This window comes from Halopolyspora algeriensis (genome assembly GCF_003337235.1).
Lineage (GTDB): Bacteria > Actinomycetota > Actinomycetes > Mycobacteriales > Pseudonocardiaceae > Haloactinomyces > Haloactinomyces algeriensis.
In genome coordinates this window covers 145261-162279 of sequence record NZ_QPJC01000004.1, presented here as the reverse complement: position 1 = coordinate 162279, position 17019 = coordinate 145261, and the positions used below count along the sequence as shown (strand labels likewise).

Below are 17019 nucleotides of genomic sequence, written 5' to 3'. Positions count from 1 at the left end.
GACAAGAACCTGTTCCAGCAAGAGGAGGTGCGGTGGCCGAGGAGATACGGGCGGACGTGGTGATCGTGGGTTTCGGAGTGGCCGGGGCCTGTGCCGCCATCGAAGCCGCGCGGGCGGGTGCCGAGGTCGTGGTGGTGGACCGGTTCCGTGGTGGGGGAGCGAGCAGGCTCTCCGGCGGTGTGGTCTATGCCGGCGGCGGAACCCCGCAGCAGCGGGAAGCCGGTGTGATGGATTCGGTGGAGGCGATGCTGTCCTACCTCCGCATGGAGGTCGGCGATGCCGTTTCGGAGAACACGCTGCGGCGTTTTTGCGAGCAGAGCCCCGGCATGATCGCGTGGCTGCAGGAACAGGGGGTGCCGTTCGAGGGCAGCTTGTGCCCGTACAAGACGTCCTACCCGAGCAACCGCCACTACCTGTACTACTCGGGCAGCGAGTCCTCCGGAGGTTTTCGGGATGCGGCGCCACCGGCCCCGCGCGGGCACCGGACCAAGGGCAGCGGAACCTCCGGGGTCGTACTCTTCGATGTCCTGGCCGAGGCCGTGCGCGCGCACGGGGTGCGTGTCCTGACCCGGACCCGCGCCGGTGAGTTGATCACCGACGGCAGCGGCCGGGTGCGCGGAGTCGACTGCACCAGCCTGCAGGGCGCCCCCGGGCGGGTGCGGCGCGCCCATCGCGTGCTGAGCGACCTGGCGGCCAAGCCCGGCCTGTACGTGCCCGCACTGGCGAAGCGATTGCATTCCCGGGTCGAGCACCTGGAACGCGAGCACGGTCGCCCACTGCGCATTCACGCCACACACGGGATCGTGCTGGCCGCCGGAGGCTTCGTGGCCAACCGGGACATGATGCGCAGGCACGCCCCCGCCTACCGGGGCGGACTCCCCCTGGGGACACGCGGCGACGACGGCAGTGGCATCCGGCTCGGCACCGAGGTGGGCGCGGCGGCGGACAAACTGGACCGCGTCTCGGCCTGGCGCTTCATCACCCCGCCGAGCTCGCTGCTCGGTGGGGCACTCGTCGACGAGGCAGGTCGCCGGGTGTGCGACGAGTCGCGCTACGGTGCCGCGCTCGGGCAGACCCTGGTCACCGAGCACGGCGGTCGCGGCTGGCTGCTCATCGACGCGCAGCTGCGCCGCGAGGCGAAACGCCAGCTGCGCGAGCAAACGGTGTGGTTCCAGCGGTGGCAGACCAGGTACCTGCTCGCGGCGGGCTCGACCAGCGGCACGACGTTGGAGCAGGTCGCGAGCAGAGCCGGAATCGATCCGGCCGGTTTGCGGGCCACCGTGGAGGAGCACAACACGGCCGCCCGCCGAGGAGAGGCCGACCCCGCGGGCAAACCCGCGGAGTTCGTCCGCCCCCTGGACCAGCCGCCGTATGCACTGCTGGACGTGTCCGTCCGCCCCAGGCTCGCCTACCCGTGCCCGATGCTGACGTTGGGCGGACTCGCCGTCGACGAGGAAACCGGGCAGGTACGCAACGACAGCGGCGGCATCGTCGAGGGCCTGTACGCGGCCGGACGCTCGGCGGTCGGTCTGTGCTCGAACTCCTACATCAGCGGTCTCTCCCTGGCCGACTGCGTGTTCTCCGGGCGCCGGGCGGGCCACCACCTCGCCACGCTCACCACGAACGGGAGGTCCCGTGCTCACGACTGAACAGCGCGGCGCGCCGGTGCAGCGGCTGTGGGACACCGAGCTCGGTTCCGTGTCCCCGTCTTTGCGGGAGGGCTCCGTCCCCGCCGGGCCCCTCCGGAACTGTTCGTTCGACAAGGAGCCAACATGAACGAGCGCAAGCAGACCGCGGCGATCGTGGGAACCGGCAACATCGGTACCGATCTGCTCTACAAGCTCAGCCGGTCGCGCTGGATCGAGCCGACGTGGATGGTCGGGATCGACCCCACCAGTGAGGGGCTGCGGCGTGCGGCCGATCTCGGTGTGGCGACCGGTACGGCCGGTGTCGACGGGTTGCTCGACCGGGACGAGCTTCCCGACCTCGTCTTCGAGGCGACATCGGCGGCCGTGCACCGGGACAACGCCGCCCGGTACGCCGAGGCGGGCATCCGCGCGATCGACCTCACTCCCGCTGCGGTCGGCCCCTACGTCGTGCCCCCCGTCAACCTCGGTGAGCACCGCGATGCACCGAACCTGAACCTCATCACCTGCGGCGGGCAGGCCACCATCCCGATGGTGTACGCCGTGTCCCGCATCGTCGACGTCGACTACGCGGAGATCGTGGCCTCGGTGGCCTCGGTGTCGGCGGGGCCGGGTACCAGGGCGAACATCGACGAATTCACCCGCACGACCGGCACGGGCATCGAACGCATCGGTGGCGCCCGGCGCGGCAAGGCCATCATCGTGCTGAATCCGGCCGAGCCCCCGATGATCATGCGCGACACCGTCTTCTGCTCCCTCCCGCCGGAGGCCGACACCGACGCGATCGGTGAGTCGATCACCCGCATGGCCGCCGACATCGCCGAGTACGTGCCCGGTTACCGGCTGCTGTCCGAGCCCCAGTTCGAGGAGCCGTCCGAGGCCACCGGCGGGATGGCCCGGGTGGCGATCTTCGTCGAAGTGGCGGGAGCGGGTGACTTTCTGCCGTCCTACTCGGGAAACCTCGACATCATGACCGCCGCCGCGGTCCGGGTGGGCGAGGAGCTGGCCCGAGTGCAAACCGGTTTGCAGGACAAGGAGCGTGTGTCGTGACTCTTGCCCGGACCTACGCGGAAACACAGGATCTGCGCCTGACCGACACGTCGTTGCGGGACGGCTCGCACCACAAGCGCCACCGGTTCACCGCGGAGGAGACACGCTCCATCGTGTCCGCATTGGACGGTGCGGGTGTTCCGGTGATCGAAGTGACCCACGGGGACGGCCTGGGCGGCTCGTCGTTCAACTACGGGTTCTCCCGCACCCCCGAGCAGGAACTGATCGCCCTCGCGGCGCAGACGGCCACCACGGCCCGGATCGCCGTGCTGATGCTGCCCGGCGTGGGCATCACCGACGACATCGCCATCGCGCAGGACAACGGCGCTTCGATCTGCCGGATCGCCACGCACTGCACCGAGGCGGACGTGGCCGTGCAGCACTTCGGGTTCGCCCGCGATCGGGGACTGGAGACCGTCGGTTTCCTGATGATGGCGCACTCCCAGCCACCCGAGGTGCTGGCGAAGCAGGCACGAATCATGGTCGATGCCGGCTGCCAGTGCGTCTACGTCGTGGACTCCGCGGGTGCGCTGGTTCTGGAGCAGGTTTCCGACCGGGTCGCGGCGATCGTGGCCGAAGTCGGCCGGGAAGCGCAGGTGGGCTTCCACGGTCACGAGAACCTCGGCGTCGGGGTGGCGAACTCCGTCGCGGCGGCCCGCGCAGGCGCCGTGCAGATCGACGGCAGCGCCCGGCGCTTCGGCGCCGGTGCGGGCAACACGCCGCTGGAGGCGTTCGTCGGTGTCTGCGACAAGCTCGGCATCACCACCGGCGTGGACTTCTTCGCGATCGCCGATGCCGCCGAGGACGTGGTACGCCCCGCGATGCCCGAGGAGTGCCTGCTGGACCGCTCCGCACTGGTGATGGGCTATGCCGGGGTGTATTCGAGCTTTCTCAAGCATGCCGCGCGGCAGGCGGAACGGTACGGGGTCGGCGAGGCGGAACTGCTGGTCCGAGCGGGGCAGCGCAAGCTCGTCGGCGGGCAGGAGGACCAGCTCATCGACATCGCGCTGGAGCTGCAACGCGAGGCCGGATGCAGCGGCGCCGACCGTCGACACTGACGAGAACATGTTCTAGTGTGGGGTTCGTCGTGATGGCGCCGGGCATGCCGATGTCCCACCACACTGCCCCGAAACCGCGCCACGGTAGCCAGAACGCGTTGCATGCCGTGATCGCGCCGAGGACGAACGGGAGAAGCCGATGAGCGAGCAGGACAGCCGGCTGGTTGTCGACGGGGTGCGGGACCTGCTGCCGGCACTTCGTGAACGTGCCCAGAAAGCCGAGGACGCACGGAAAGTGCCGGAGGAGTCGATCGAGGCGCTGCAGGAGAGCGGCTTCTTCCGGCTGCTGCAGCCGACCCGTTACGGTGGGTACGAAGCCGACCCGGAGACCTTCTACACGGCGGTGAAGCTCATCGCAGGGGCCTGCGGTTCGACGGGCTGGGTGGCCTCCATCCTCGGTGTGCATCCCTGGCACCTGGCGCTGTTTCCGCAGCAGGCTCAGGAAGAAGTCTGGGGCAGCGATCCCGATACCCGCATTTCCTCCTCCTACGCCCCGATGGGCAAGGCGACGATCGTCGACGGGGGATACCGGCTGAGCGGGCGTTGGAGTTTCTCCTCCGGCTGCGACCATGCGACCTGGGCGTTCGTCGGCGGCCCCGCACTCGACGACGACGGCACCATGGCCGACTTCTGTACCTACCTGCTGCCGCTGGGTGACTACTCCATCGACGACGTGTGGGACACCGTGGGGCTGCGCGGAAGCGGCAGCAACGACATCGTCGTCGACGACGTGTTCGTCCCACAGCACCGGGCGCTGAGCTTCATGGCCATGTCCAAGACCCGATGCCCCGGTCACGAGATCAACACTGCCCCGCTGTACAAGCTGCCCTGGGGCACCGTGCACCCCACCACGATCACCGCACCGATCATCGGGATGGCCCAGGGCGCCTACGACGCGCACGTCGAGCACCAGGGCAAGCGTGTGCGCGCCGCCTACGCGGGGGAGAAGGCCAAAGAGGACTCGTTCGCCAAGATGCGCATCGCCGAGGCGGCCAGCGAGATCGACGCGGCCTGGCTGCAACTGACCCGCAACCTCGCCGAAGAGCTCGCGTTGCTGCAGGCGGGTGAGGAGATCCCGATGTCCCTGCGGCTGCAGGCTCGTCGTGACCAGGTGCGCGGCACCGGCCGCGCGATCGAGGCGATCGACCGGCTTTTCGAGAACTCCGGCGGCCGGGCGCTGGCCTCGGGAACGCCGATCCAGCGGTTCTGGCGCGATGCACACGCCGGCCGGGTGCATGCGGCCAACGATCCGGAACGGGCCTACACGATGTTCGGCAGCGGGGAGTTCGGATTACCCGTCAAGGACTCCATGGTCTGAGGGGTCGCGCGGACTGGTATGGCTGCCCGCTTGGTCGTACCGATCGTCCAAAAAGCGGCGTCAGCCGCTTGCACCTGCGCTAAGCAGCCGGCACCGCCGCGGGTTCTCAGGCGTCGTCCTCGCGAGGACAGTTGGCACGTGGCGTAGTAACTACTCGATGTGCCAGCTCCCGGAGCCGGGGCGGCGCCTGAGGTTCCGCCACCGGCACCGAGACACAAGTCGATCCGCACATCCTTTACAAGGAGAGATCGTGACCGCGACACATGAGGCGGCACTCAACGTCGAATCCACGAGCCGGACCGTGCAGCTGCCCTCGGGGCTGCGTCTGCACTACCACGAGGCCGGACAGGACCACGCCACCACGGTCGTGATGCTGCACGGCGGAGGGCCGGGCGCGTCGGCGTGGAGCAATTTCAGCCGGAACTTCGCCGTCTTCGCCGAGCACTTCCACACCATCGCGGTGGACCAGCCGGGATTCGGTGCCTCCGACAAACCCACCGATCACGGCCAGTACTTCACCCACAGCGCTTCGGCGCTGCACGAGCTGCTCGACGCACTGGGCATCGAGCGGACCCACCTGCTGGGCAACTCGCTGGGTGGTGGCACCGCGGTGCGCTACGCTCTCGACCACCCCGACCGCGCAGGCCGGCTGGTCCTGATGGGCCCGGGGGGTCTGAGCCTCAACGTGTTCTCCCCCGACCCGACCGAGGGCGTGCAGCGGTTGGCGGCCTTCGCCGCGCCGCCCGGGCCGAGCAAGGAGAAACTCGCCGAATTCCTGCGCACCATGGTCAGCGACCAGTCGCTGATCACCGAGGAACTGATCGAGGAGCGCTACGCGGCGGCCAGTACACCGGAGTCGCTGGCGGCGATGAAGGCGATGGGTGCCTCGTTCTCGCGCGCGGAGACGTTCGAGCAGGGCCTTCTCTGGCGGGAGGCCTACCGGCTGCGCCAGCGGGTGTTGCTGGTCTGGGGCAAGGAGGACCGCGTCAATCCCCTGGACGGCGCGCTGACGGCGCTGAAACTGATTCCCCGGGCGCAGTTGCATGTCTTCGACCGGTGCGGGCACTGGGCGCAACTGGAGAAATTCGAGGAGTTCAACCGCATCACCCGGGATTTCCTGACCCACTGATCGACAATCGAGGGAGTGTGGGTGCCATGGGCATTCGCTCGCTGGGATACCTGCGCATCGAGGCCACCGATATCGAGGCGTGGCGAACGTTCGGCCTGAAGGTCCTCGGCATGATCGAAGGCACCGGCTCCGACCCGGACGCGCTGTACTTCCGCATGGACGAGTTTCCGGCGCGGCTGGTGATCGTGCCCGGCGAGCACGATCGGCTGGCGCAGTCCGGCTGGGAGGTCGCCAATGCCGGAGAGTTGCAAGAGGTCAGGGAGAGCCTGGAGGCCGCAGGAGTCCCCTACAAGGAGGGCAACGCCGAACAGCTCGCCGATCGACGGGTCAACGAGCTGATCAGCTTCGAGGACCCGTCCGGCAACACGCTCGAGGTGTTCCACGGCGCTGCGCTCGAGCACCGCCGCGTGGTCAGCCCGTACGGGCACCGATTCGTCACCGAGGAGCAGGGGCTGGGCCACGTGGTGCTGTCCACCCACGACGACGAGGCGGCGCTGCGCTTCTACCGGGACGTGCTCGGATTCCGGCTCCGCGATTCCATGCGGCTGGCCCCCGAGTTGGTCGGCCGATCACAGGACGACGACCCGGCGTGGCTGCGGTTCTTCGGCTGCAATCCCCGGCATCACAGCCTCGCCTTCCTGCCGATGCCCACCCCGAGCGGAATCGTGCATCTCATGGTCGAGGTCGAAAACAGCGACGACGTCGGCCTGACCCTGGACCGTGCGCAGCGCCGGAAGGTCCCGATGTCGGCCACCCTGGGCAGGCACGTCAACGACCTGATGCTCTCGTTCTACATGAAAACGCCCGGTGGGTTCGACGTGGAATTCGGCTGCGAGGGCCGCCAGGTCGACGACGAGGACTGGATCGCCCGGGAGAGCACGGCGGTCAGCCTGTGGGGACACGACTTCAGCGTCGGCATGCAGCAGTAGAGGGAGTGTGCGGATCGGGTGTGTGGTGAAGCGGTGAGAGCCGTGTATGGAGGAGCAGGAAATGGTCGCTGACATCGTGTCCGAACCGCGGATCGACTCGAAGCACTTCCGGCAGGTTCTCGGACATTTCTGCACCGGGGTGACGGTGGTGACCGCTGCCGGTGACGATGAGCCCGTCGGTTTCGCCTGCCAGTCCTTCGCGGCGTTGTCACTGGAGCCGCCGCTGATCCTGTTCTGCCCGAGCAGGCACTCCCGCACGTGGCCGGTGATCGAGCGTGCCGGCAACTTCTGCGTCAACGTCCTGTCGGACGCGCAGCGTGAGGTGAGCACCGTGTTCGGTCGCGGTGGGGCGGACAAGTTCGCCGAGGTCCGGTGGAGCACGGCCCCGTCCGGAGCACCCTTGCTGGAAGGGGTGCTGACGTGGATCGACTGCTCGGTCGAGACGGTCCACGATGCCGGTGATCATTTCGTGGTGATCGGCAGGGTCCGCGCGCTCGGCGAGTACAGCGACGAGCGCCCGCTGCTGTTCTATCGCGGCGCCTACACGGGTATCGAGCGGGAACCCGCGCCCGTGGAGCCGGCCGGGACGTCGGCCGAGGAGTTCGACGCGTTTCTCACCTGGCCGCGCCCCGACGACTGGGTGTGATCACCGGAGCGGGCCCGGGTGCTGCCCGGACCCGCTGACTTCCGCCTCGCTGCCGTCGCCGCACCGGAGATGTCCGTGGGCGATGCCCGCGGTCAGTGCAGCATCCGCTTGAGGACCTTGCCACCGGGGTTGCGGGGCAGCTCGGTGCGGAACTCGACGTGCCGGGGCACCTTGAAGTTGGCCAGCCGCTGCCTGCAGAAATCCAGCACGTCCTGCTCGGACAGCGAGTGACCGGGCCCGAGTACCACGAAGACCCTGCCCACTTCACCGAGGCGGTCGTCGGGAGTTCCGATCACGGCGCTTTCGGCCACACCGTCGAGCCGGGCGAGCTCCTGTTCCACCTCCGCCGGGTAGACGTTGAAGCCGCCGCAGATGTACATGTCCTTGAGCCGGTCGGTGATCGTGAGGTAGCCGCGCTGGTCGATCCGGCCGACATCACCGGTGTGCAGCCACCCGTCGCTGTCCAGCGCGGAAGCGGTGGCTTCGGGATCGTCGCAGTATCCGAGCATGGTGTTGGGACCGCGCAGCAGGATCTCGCCGACCTCATCCGCGGGAAGACTCTCACCGTCGGGTCCTGCGATGCGCAACTCGAACCCGGCGGTCGGGCGGCCGCAGGTGGTGGACACGGTCACGGGATCGTCGTCGGGGCGACACATGGTCGCCACGACTGCCTCGGTCAGCCCGTACGCGGTGAGCACCGTGGAAAAGGAGAGCTCCTGCTGCATGCGCTCGATGAGCGCGACCGGCACCGTGGCCGCGCCGGTCACCGCCAGCCGGAGACCGGACAGGTCGTACTCGTCCCGCCGTGGTGAGTCCAGCAGGGACTGATAGAGCGTCGGCGGCCCGGGCAGTACCGTGATGCGCTCGCGATGCACCAGGTGCATGATCCGCTCGACGTCGAAAGCGGGGATCGGTACCAGGGTCGCCCCGCGCAGCAGGCAGACCAGGATACCCGCCTTGTAGCCGAAACTGTGGAAGAACGGGTTCATGACCAGGTAGCGATCACCGGCAGCGAGCTCCCCGCAGCTCGCCCACGCATCGGCGACACCGAGCACCTGCCGGTGGGCACTGATCGCTCCCTTGCTGCGTCCCGTGGTGCCCGACGTGTACAGGATGTCGCTGACGTCGGTGGGCCGGACCGCCGCGGCGCGTTCGTCGACCCGTTGCAGCGGCACCCCGGCACCGCGTTCGTCGAGCTCGCTCCAGTCCAGGACGTCCGGCTCGGTGGGAAGCTCGGCGCCCTCCACGGGAATCCGCAGCACGCTGCGCACACCGGGCGCTCCCGGAATCGGACCGGCGCCCGGTTCCTCTCCCGTGCCCGTGGTGCGCAGTTCGGCGAGCCGGTCCCGGCCGAGGAACGGTCCCGCCACGGCCAGCATCCGCGCATTGCTGCGGCGCAGCACGTCCAGGGTCTCGTGGCTGGTGAACCGCGTGTTGACCGGCACGAGTGTCGCTCCGACGTGCAGCACGGCCAGAGCCGTGACGACCCAGTGATGGGTGTTGGGGGCGTTGACGGCGATGCGGTCGCCGGGCGCGATTCCCTCGGCGAGCAGTGCCCGCGCGAGTCCGCGCACCCGTCGGTGCAGCTGCCGGTAATCGAGACGGACCTCGCCGCGGCCGGAATGGTCGACCACGGCCTCGGCGTCGCCGAATCGTTCCGTGGCACGGATCAGTGCGGCAGGCACGGTGGTCGGTACCGAGGTGCTCGCGTGTTCGGTGCTCATGGCCTGCTCAGACGCGTTCGATGATGGTGGCGGTGGACAGGGCGCCGCCCGCGCACATGGTGATCAGTGCAGTGGAGGCGTCGCGACGCTCGAGCTCGTGCAGGGCCGTGGTGATCAGTCGGGCTCCGGTGCTGCCGACGGGATGGCCCAGGGCGATGGCGCCCCCGTTGACGTTGACCCGGTCCATGTCCGGCTCGTGCACCTGGGCCCAGGACAGCACCACCGAGGCGAACGCCTCGTTGACCTCGAACAGGTCGATGTCACCGATCTTCATACCGCTGCGTTCCAGGACGCGGGAAGTGGCCTGGACGGGTCCGTCGAGGTGGTAGTACGGCTCGGCGCCGACCAGGCACTGCGAGACGATCCGGGCGCGCGGGCGCAGACCGAGCGCGGCGGCGCGGTCGGAGTCGGCCAGCAGCACGGCCGCGGCTCCGTCGGAGATCTGCGAGGAGGTGCCCGCGGTGTGCAGCCCGCCGTCGAGTACGGGTTTCAGCTCCCCGAGGGCTTCCAGGCTGGTTTCGCGCAGCCCCTGATCCCGGGTGATGAGCTGGGTACCGCTGGTGGGGTTCCCCGTTGCGTCGGGGACTGGGCAGCGCACGGGCACGATCTCCCGCTCGAATCGGCCCTCGTCCCAGCCGGCTCGAGCCCTGCGCTGGGAGCGCAAGCCGAAGCGGTCGACATCGGCCCGGCTCACTTCCCGGCGCTCGGCGATGCGGTCGGCGGCCGCGTACTGGTTGGGCAGGTCGATGTCCCAGGATTCCGGACGCGGGCGCCCCACGTCGGTACCGATGTTGGCGCCCAACGGCACCCGGCTCATCGCCTCGACGCCGCAGGAGATCCCGATGTCGATGGTGTCTGCGGTGATCAGTCCGGCGATGAGGTGCGTGGACTGCTGAGCCGAACCGCACTGCGCGTCCACGGTCGTACAACCGGTCCGGTGGGGAAGTGCCGAGTGCAGCCAGGCGGTGCGGGTGATGTTGCTCGACTGCTCCCCGGCCTGGGTGACGCATCCTCCGATGACCTGCTCGACGTCGTCGGGAGTGATCCCCGAGCGATCGATCAGGCCCTGCTGCGCCGCACCCAGGATCTCGGCGGCGTGCAAGGTGGACAGCCACCCTCGGCGCTTCCCGATGGGAGTACGCACCGCCTCCACGATCACCGGATTGCCCACGTCCGTCTCCTCTCGCCGCGCACCTGTGCCTGCACGGTAAAACTAGAACAAGTTCACACTCTTCGGCAAGGATGCGCGGACAGGTCGGAGAGCGGTGTGCAAAATTCCCGACGGAGACGATCTTGCCTGCTGGGAAAGAAGAGTTATAGGGGTTTACTTATCCGCCGTGCTGTGTTGTGGTTCATATAGAACTTGTTGCATTTTGTTCGTCGTGGGGTGTACGCACGCCGGATCGCAGGAGGTAGCCGTGGTTTCACCCAGCATCCCGAACGATTTCGATTTCACCGACCCGGACCTCTACGCCGAACGCATGCCGATGGCCGAGTTCGCCGAGCTGCGCCGGACGGCACCGGTGTGGTGGAACCCGCAGCCCGAGGGAAGTGGCGGCTTCGACGACGAAGGGTACTGGGTGGTCAGCAGGCACGCGGACGTCAAGGAGGTCTCGCGCCGCAGCGACGTGTTCTCCAGCAGGGAGAACACGGCCATCACCCGTTTCCAGGACGGTATGACCCGTGAGCAGATCGAGATGCAGCGCTACATCCTGCTCAACATGGATCCGCCGGAACACACGAAATTGCGTGGGATCGTCTCGCGGGGATTCACGCCGCGGGCGATCAACAGCCTGCGGGAGGCACTGCACGCCCGCGCCGAGAACATCGCAGGCGAGGCGCTGGCCGGTGGCACCGGGGACTTCGTCACCGACGTGGCCTGCGAGCTGCCGTTGCAGGCGATCGCGGAGCTGCTGGGAGTGCCGCAGGAGCACCGCAAGGACATCTTCGAATGGTCCAACCAGATGATCGCCTACGACGACCCCGAATACTCCATCGACCCGGAGGCGGCTGCCACCGAGGTGCTCGGCTATTCCATGAACATGGCCGAGGAACGCAGGCAGTGCCCGATGGACGACATCGTCACCAAGCTGGTGCAGGCCGATGTCGACGGGCAGGCGCTCTCGTCGGACGAGTTCGGCTTCTTCGTGCTGCTGCTGGCCGTGGCAGGCAACGAGACCACGCGCAACGCGATCACCCACGGGATGCACGCGTTCCTGCAGCATCCGGACCAGTGGGAGCACTACAAGGCAGAGCGGCCCGGCACCGCCGCCGACGAGATCGTGCGCTGGGCGACGCCGGTGATGTCGTTCCAGCGCACCGCCCTGGCCGATACGGAACTGGCCGGTGTTCCGATCGCGCAGGGACAGCGGGTGGCCATGTTCTACAGCTCCGCCAACTTCGACCCCGAGGTCTTCGACTTCCCGGAGCGTTTCGACATCACGCGGGATCCGAACCCGCACGTGGGATTCGGCGGCACCGGGGCGCACTACTGCCTGGGGGCCAACCTGGCCCGCCTGGAGATCGACCTGATGTTCAACGCGATCGCCGAGCACATGCCCGGCATCAAGCAGGTCGGCGAGCCCAGGCGACTGCGTTCGGGCTGGCTCAACGGCATCAAGGAATACCGGGTGCAGTACCGCTGAAACGCCGGGGAAAGGTCGCGGGCGGCGGGCACACCGCCGCCCGCGGTTGCTGCCCGGACGATCCGAGTGCTCGGCGCCAGCATGCGATTCTTCCCGAGGGCCGAACCACCGGTCACGGCTCGGCCGGGCGCATGGTCGTCATTGCCCGCTCGAACTCCCAGAAGGCACGCATCGAACGGAGAAGTCCGTCCTCGCCGACCGAGTACACGAAGACGCCTTCTGCGTCCATACTGGATCCGTCCGGCAGGAACGTCCGGATGAATCCGACGTTGGCCACCTCGTGTCCCGCGGCGAACGAGTCGCGGATGTGGAACTCGATGTGGGAGGCCTGAGCGATCGCGGTGTCCCAGAACGCGGCGATCCCCTCCCTGCCGTGATGGCCCCGCCCTTCGGGATCGAAGGGGGATGTCCCGACCGGGTCCTCCACGACCGCGTCGGGAGCGAACAGTGCCACCCACTCGTCCTTGGCTCCGCGCTCCACCGCGTGCACGGAGGCCAGTGCGGCATCACGTGCGGGGTGGGCCTCTCGGGTCGCGGTCCAATGCATGCCGACGCCGCCTCCCTCACCATCTGTCGTGGCTGCTCGAGGTGCCGGCCTTCAGCAGCCGAGGCGAAGCCGGAGTTTCCGCCACCGGCACCGCGACGCACACCGATCCACGCACTCTCTAGAACTTGTCGATGATCTCCTCGGCGAACCGGGCAAGCGACTCCTTCTTGGTCGCGATGTCGGCGTCGAAGCCGTGGCCGTGCAGCAACCAGGGCACCACGATCGCGTCGGTCACGCCGATTTCGGACTGCTCGCGATATCCCTCGAGATCGAACCGGTCCACGCACACGGCCTGGATCTCGAACGGGTCCTCGGCGCGCCCGGCCTCGGCGCGCAGTTCGGCCAGCCGATCGATGGTCGTGCGCAGCTCGTCCAGACGCATCATTGCCGACGCCCAGCCGTCACCGCGCCGCGCCGCGCGCCGGAGAGCCTTCTCGCTGTGGCCGCCGACGTAGACGGGCACCGTGCGCTCGGGGGCCGGGCTGATCTGCAACCTGTCGAAGCCGAAGAACCTGCCGTGGTGCTCGACCATGCCGCCGCCGAGGATCAGGCGCAGCACGTCGATCGCTTCGTCGACCCGGGGGCCGCGATGTTCGAAGGGTGCGCCGCACCACTCGAATTCCTCCGGCGTCCAGCCGAGCCCGACGCCCAGACCGAACCGGTCACCGGTCAGCCGGGCCACCGAGGCGATCTGGCGGGCCAGCAGCACCGGATTGCGCGGGCCGAGCTTGAGCACCGAGGTGTAGAAGCCGATCCGTTCGGTCACCGCCCCCATCGACGCGGCGGCGACCAGGGGATCCGACCACGGCGTGTCCGCCGTCCACATGCGCGTGCCGTCGGCGGTGTAGGGATAGTCGGCGGCCACGTCCTCGGAGTGGAACAGTGAATCCGGCAGGGCGATCGCCGAGAAGCCGCACTGCTCGGCGGTACGGGCCAGTTCGGTGAGCTGCTCCAGCGGGCACATGGCCACGGAGAGGGTGAATTTCAACGCCGGCCTCCCGGTTTGTCGGTGCCCACGATCCACATCGAGAAGTACTGCGAGCCGCCGCCGTAGGCGTGCCCGAGCGCGGTGCGTGCCCCGGGCACCTGGTGCTCGCCGGCGCGGTGCATCACCTGCATCGCCGCTTCGGCGAAGCGCAACAGCCCGGAGGCGCCGATCGGGTTCGACGACAGCACCCCTCCCGAGGGGTTGACCGGCAGCCGGCCGCCGATCCCGGTCTCCCCGGCTTCGGTCAGCTTCCAACCCGTGCCCTCCTGGGCGAATCCGAGATTTTCCAGCCACATGGGTTCGAACCAGGAAAACGGGACATAGATCTCGGCCGTGTCGATCTCGGACAGGGGATCGGTGATGCCCGCCTGCTTCCACAGCGCCGCCGCGGCCTCCCGACCGGCTTGCGGGTTGACCTGGTCGCGGCCGGCGTACGTGGTCGGTTCCGTGCGCATCGAAGTCGCATGGACCCAGGCCACCGATCCCGGAGAGCCATCCGCGGTGTCCTCGTCACCGAGCACGACGGCACAGGCACCGTCGGAAGAGGGACAGGTCTCGTCGTAGCGGATGGGGTCCCACAGCATCTGCGAGGACAGCACGGACTCCACCGACAGGTCCGATTGCCGCAGGTGCGCCCACGGGTTGCGGCTCCCGTTGCGACGGTCCTTGGCCGCCACCACCGCCCCGATGTGGTCGGGAGCGCCGGAGCGGCGGATGTAGGAGCGCACGTGTGGTGCGAAATAACCTCCCGCGCCGGCGCCGACGGGCATGTGGAACGGTGGCGTGATCGACAGGGCCCACATCGCGTTGGATTCGGACTGCTTTTCGAAGGCCACCGCCAGAACGCGCTTGTGCACACCGCCCTCGATCAGGCTGGCCGCCACGTTGCCGGTGGATCCGCCCACCGAGCCCGCGGTGTGCACCCGGATCAGGGGCTTGCCCGTCGCGCCCAGCGCATCGGCCAGCGGTAGTTCCGGCATCATGACGCCCTCGAAAAGATCGGGTGCCTTGCCCAGCACGACGGCGTCGATGTCCGGCCAGTCGAGGCCGGCGTCGGCCATCGCCCGGTCGATCGCCTCGCGGCAGAGTCCGCCCATCGACACGTCGGTGCGGCGGCTGGCGTGGTGGGTCTGCCCGGTTCCCAGGACCGCTGCCAAGTGCTTGCTCATCGGTGACCCTCCATCGTGCACACGAGGTTCTGCTGCAGCGCCGGACCGCTGGTCGCGTGCGCGAGCACCCGCCGGGCACTGCCGTCCATGATCCGCCGGGCGGCCTCACCGATCCGGGTCAGGCCCGCGGCGAACATCGGGTTCGCGCACAGCGCACCGCCGGACGGGCTGATGCGGACCTCGTCACCGAGCCCGATCGCCTCCCGGAGCACGAGTTCCTGATGGGTGAACGGCGCATGGAGTTCGGCCACCTCGACACCGTCGGTGCCCGCGGCGCGGGCCGCGCCGGCCGTCGACGGCGAGGTGGTCAATTCCCGGGCACCGAGGTTGCCCGATTCCATCCGGTGTTCCAGACCGGTGATCCAGGCGGGACGTGCGCACAGTTCGCGGGCACGGTCGGCGTCTGCCAGGATCACCGCCGAAGCACCGTCGGTGATCGGAGCGCAGTCGTGCGCGCGGAGGGGATCGGCCAGATAGGGCTCTGCGAGCAGCTCGGAGACCTCGGCGGCTCCCGAGATCTGGGCATGGGGGTTGGTGCGGGCGTCGGTACGGCACCGTGCGGCAACCGCGGCCATGTCCTGTTCGGTCCATTGCCCGGAATCCAGCCCCAGCCTGGCCTGCAGTCCGGCGATGCCGACCGAATCCGGCCACAGGGGGGCGGTGGTGTAGGGATCGAGCTGCAGGGCCAGCGTTCGGCGCAGGTCCCCTGCGGAGGACTTGCCGAATCCGTACACCAGCGCGGTGTCGACCTGTCCGGTCCGGATCTTGACCCATGCCTCGTACAGTGCCCACGCCGCGTCCATCTCCACGTGCGACTCGTTGATGGGCGGCACCGCTCCGATGGCGTCCACGGCGGCGACGAAGGAAAAGGCCCGTCCTGCCAGGTAGTCGGAGGACCCCGAGCACCAGAATCCGATGTCGCCTTTGGTCAGTCCGGTACCGTCCAGAACTTCGTGCAGAATCGGTACCAACATCTCGACACCGTTGGTGGTGCCGTACGTCTGCCGCGTGTTCGGTGCCTGGGCGAATCCGACGACGGCTACGTCAGGGTCTGTCACTGTCGCACTCCTGCCCTCAAAGGTGCCGGGCGTAGGACTCGTACGGCGCGTCCGGCTCCCCGGTGGGTTCGAAATGATCGATGTTTTCCAGCGTCGTGCCCCACTGGTCGCGGGACTTCCACGCCGCCCGGACGCGCATCCCCATCCGGACCTCCTCGGCCGCGCAGCCGAGGACCAGATGCAGGAAGGGGATGTCCGCCCCGTCCAGGAGGACGTAGGCGGCCACGTAGGGCGGCTTGATCCGCTGACCGAGGAACGGCACGTTGACGATGCAGAATGTCGTCACGGTCCCGGCATCCGGCAGTTCGATCTCGTCGGTGGTGGGAACGCCGTCGGTGGGGCAGGCCCCGCGCGGCGGAATGTAAACCTTGCCGCAGGCAGGGCAGCGCTGCCCGATCAACCGCCCCTCGGCGAGAGCGCGGAGATACTGGCTCTCCTCGGGAGAAGCCGAATGCCGGTAGTGCAGGTGCACCGGAGTGGTCGTCATCGCGACCGGTTCCTGCTGCTCGGAGGTGCTCTCGGGGAGCGGTGGGGCCTCGCCCGTGTGGTCGGCAGCGGTCCCGCCCGCGGCAGCGTCGTCCGGGACCGGATCGAAGCAGGCGATGTCGCGGATGCTGCCGACAGGGGCGTCCGACCACCGCACTCGCACGCGCATCCCGGTGTGCATCTCCTGCGGGGAGACCACGTCCACCGCGTGCAACAGGGGTGTGTCGGCACCGTCGAGCCGGATCAGGGCCCAGGCGAAGGCGTGTGCCAGCGGTTGGCCCTCCAGGGGGTGCGGCGTCCACGACCAGCTCAGAACCGTGCCCTGTTGGCCCACCTCGACGAAGTCGTCGAGAGCTTCGGCGGTGATCGGGTCGTATTCGACGACGGGAACGTGGACCCGGCCGTCGGATCCGCGTACGCCCTCGATGCGGCGCTGTCGCAGTGCGGTGGCGAAACGCCCGAGTACCGGCCCGAGGGAGCGGGTGTAGTCGAAACCGACCTCGAGCGGGGCGCTGAGTGGTTCGGAAATCCCAGTCACACGCCGAAGTGAAACACGTTCTCGCGAATGCGGCAATGGTTCGAGCAGGATGGAGCGGTCATCGGGGTATCACCGAACAAGCGGCGAT

The 17019-nt window shown here is 68.5% G+C and carries 15 protein-coding genes; 8 read left to right on the top strand and 7 right to left on the bottom strand.

The genetic code is table 11. The annotated features are described in order from the left end of the window. The first annotated feature begins 32 nt into the window (after window positions 1-32). The 7 genes from DFQ14_RS08780 to hsaB all read left to right on the top strand — a co-directional run bounded on the left by DFQ14_RS08780 (window position 33) and on the right by hsaB (window position 7776). Entirely contained in the window at window positions 33-1649 is a 1617-nt protein-coding gene (locus DFQ14_RS08780; RefSeq protein WP_246195436.1) for an FAD-binding protein, read from the top strand. Between the two features lie 123 nt (window positions 1650-1772). Further along, window positions 1773-2696: an acetaldehyde dehydrogenase (acetylating) gene (locus DFQ14_RS08775; protein WP_114452646.1), complete on the top strand. Its 924-nt coding sequence runs from the start codon at window positions 1773-1775 to the stop codon at window positions 2694-2696. Further along, on the top strand, window positions 2693-3754 hold the full coding sequence (gene dmpG / locus DFQ14_RS08770; RefSeq protein WP_114452645.1) for a 4-hydroxy-2-oxovalerate aldolase: 1062 nt from the start codon (window positions 2693-2695) through the stop codon (window positions 3752-3754). The genes DFQ14_RS08775 and dmpG overlap by 4 nt, the downstream gene beginning before the upstream one ends. 139 nt (window positions 3755-3893) lie before the next feature. Continuing rightward, on the top strand, window positions 3894-5072 hold the full coding sequence (hsaA, locus tag DFQ14_RS08765) for a 3-hydroxy-9,10-secoandrosta-1,3,5(10)-triene-9,17-dione monooxygenase oxygenase subunit (protein ID WP_114452643.1): 1179 nt from the start codon (window positions 3894-3896) through the stop codon (window positions 5070-5072). Between the two features lie 250 nt (window positions 5073-5322). Further along, window positions 5323-6201: a 4,5:9,10-diseco-3-hydroxy-5,9,17-trioxoandrosta-1(10),2-diene-4-oate hydrolase gene (hsaD, locus tag DFQ14_RS08760; protein WP_246195435.1), complete on the top strand. Its 879-nt coding sequence runs from the start codon at window positions 5323-5325 to the stop codon at window positions 6199-6201. Between the two features lie 26 nt (window positions 6202-6227). Then, window positions 6228-7130 (top strand): iron-dependent extradiol dioxygenase HsaC, encoded by a 903-nt coding sequence (gene hsaC / locus DFQ14_RS08755; protein ID WP_114452640.1) that lies wholly within the window; start codon window positions 6228-6230, stop codon window positions 7128-7130. Between the two features lie 61 nt (window positions 7131-7191). Continuing rightward, window positions 7192-7776, top strand: a complete 585-nt coding sequence (hsaB, locus tag DFQ14_RS08750) for a 3-hydroxy-9,10-secoandrosta-1,3,5(10)-triene-9,17-dione monooxygenase reductase subunit (protein ID WP_114452855.1) — start codon at window positions 7192-7194, stop codon at window positions 7774-7776. 92 nt (window positions 7777-7868) lie between these two features. Here hsaB and DFQ14_RS08745 read toward each other — a convergent pair whose 3' ends face one another. Continuing rightward, window positions 7869-9500: a FadD3 family acyl-CoA ligase gene (locus tag DFQ14_RS08745; RefSeq protein WP_114452639.1), complete on the bottom strand. Its 1632-nt coding sequence runs from the start codon at window positions 9498-9500 to the stop codon at window positions 7869-7871. A gap of 7 nt (window positions 9501-9507) precedes the next feature. Next, window positions 9508-10671 carry a steroid 3-ketoacyl-CoA thiolase gene (locus tag DFQ14_RS08740; RefSeq protein WP_114452638.1) on the bottom strand — a complete coding sequence of 388 codons (1164 nt, stop codon included), beginning with the start codon at window positions 10669-10671 and terminating at the stop codon, window positions 9508-9510. Between the two features lie 247 nt (window positions 10672-10918). On the opposite strand from DFQ14_RS08740, the gene DFQ14_RS08735 reads away from it, so the two are divergent. Then, complete coding sequence (locus DFQ14_RS08735) at window positions 10919-12145, top strand: cytochrome P450 (RefSeq protein WP_114452637.1); 1227 nt, start codon at window positions 10919-10921, stop codon at window positions 12143-12145. A gap of 112 nt (window positions 12146-12257) precedes the next feature. Here DFQ14_RS08735 and DFQ14_RS08730 read toward each other — a convergent pair whose 3' ends face one another. The 5 genes from DFQ14_RS08730 to DFQ14_RS08710 form a co-directional block, all read right to left on the bottom strand. Then, a complete protein-coding gene (locus tag DFQ14_RS08730) occupies window positions 12258-12692 on the bottom strand; it encodes a nuclear transport factor 2 family protein (protein WP_114452636.1) in 435 nt (144 codons plus the stop codon). Window positions 12693-12810: 118 nt separating this feature from the next. After that, window positions 12811-13680 carry a TIGR03619 family F420-dependent LLM class oxidoreductase gene (locus DFQ14_RS08725; protein ID WP_114452635.1) on the bottom strand — a complete coding sequence of 290 codons (870 nt, stop codon included), beginning with the start codon at window positions 13678-13680 and terminating at the stop codon, window positions 12811-12813. Then, window positions 13677-14849 (bottom strand): thiolase domain-containing protein, encoded by a 1173-nt coding sequence (locus DFQ14_RS08720; protein WP_114452634.1) that lies wholly within the window; start codon window positions 14847-14849, stop codon window positions 13677-13679. Before DFQ14_RS08720 ends, DFQ14_RS08725 begins: the two co-directional genes overlap by 4 nt. Beyond that, complete coding sequence (locus DFQ14_RS08715) at window positions 14846-15907, bottom strand: thiolase domain-containing protein (protein WP_114452632.1); 1062 nt, start codon at window positions 15905-15907, stop codon at window positions 14846-14848. Before DFQ14_RS08715 ends, DFQ14_RS08720 begins: the two co-directional genes overlap by 4 nt. Before the next feature lie 16 nt (window positions 15908-15923). Further along, entirely contained in the window at window positions 15924-16922 is a 999-nt protein-coding gene (locus tag DFQ14_RS08710) for a Zn-ribbon domain-containing OB-fold protein (protein ID WP_114452854.1), read from the bottom strand. Window positions 16923-17019: the final 97 nt, after the last annotated feature.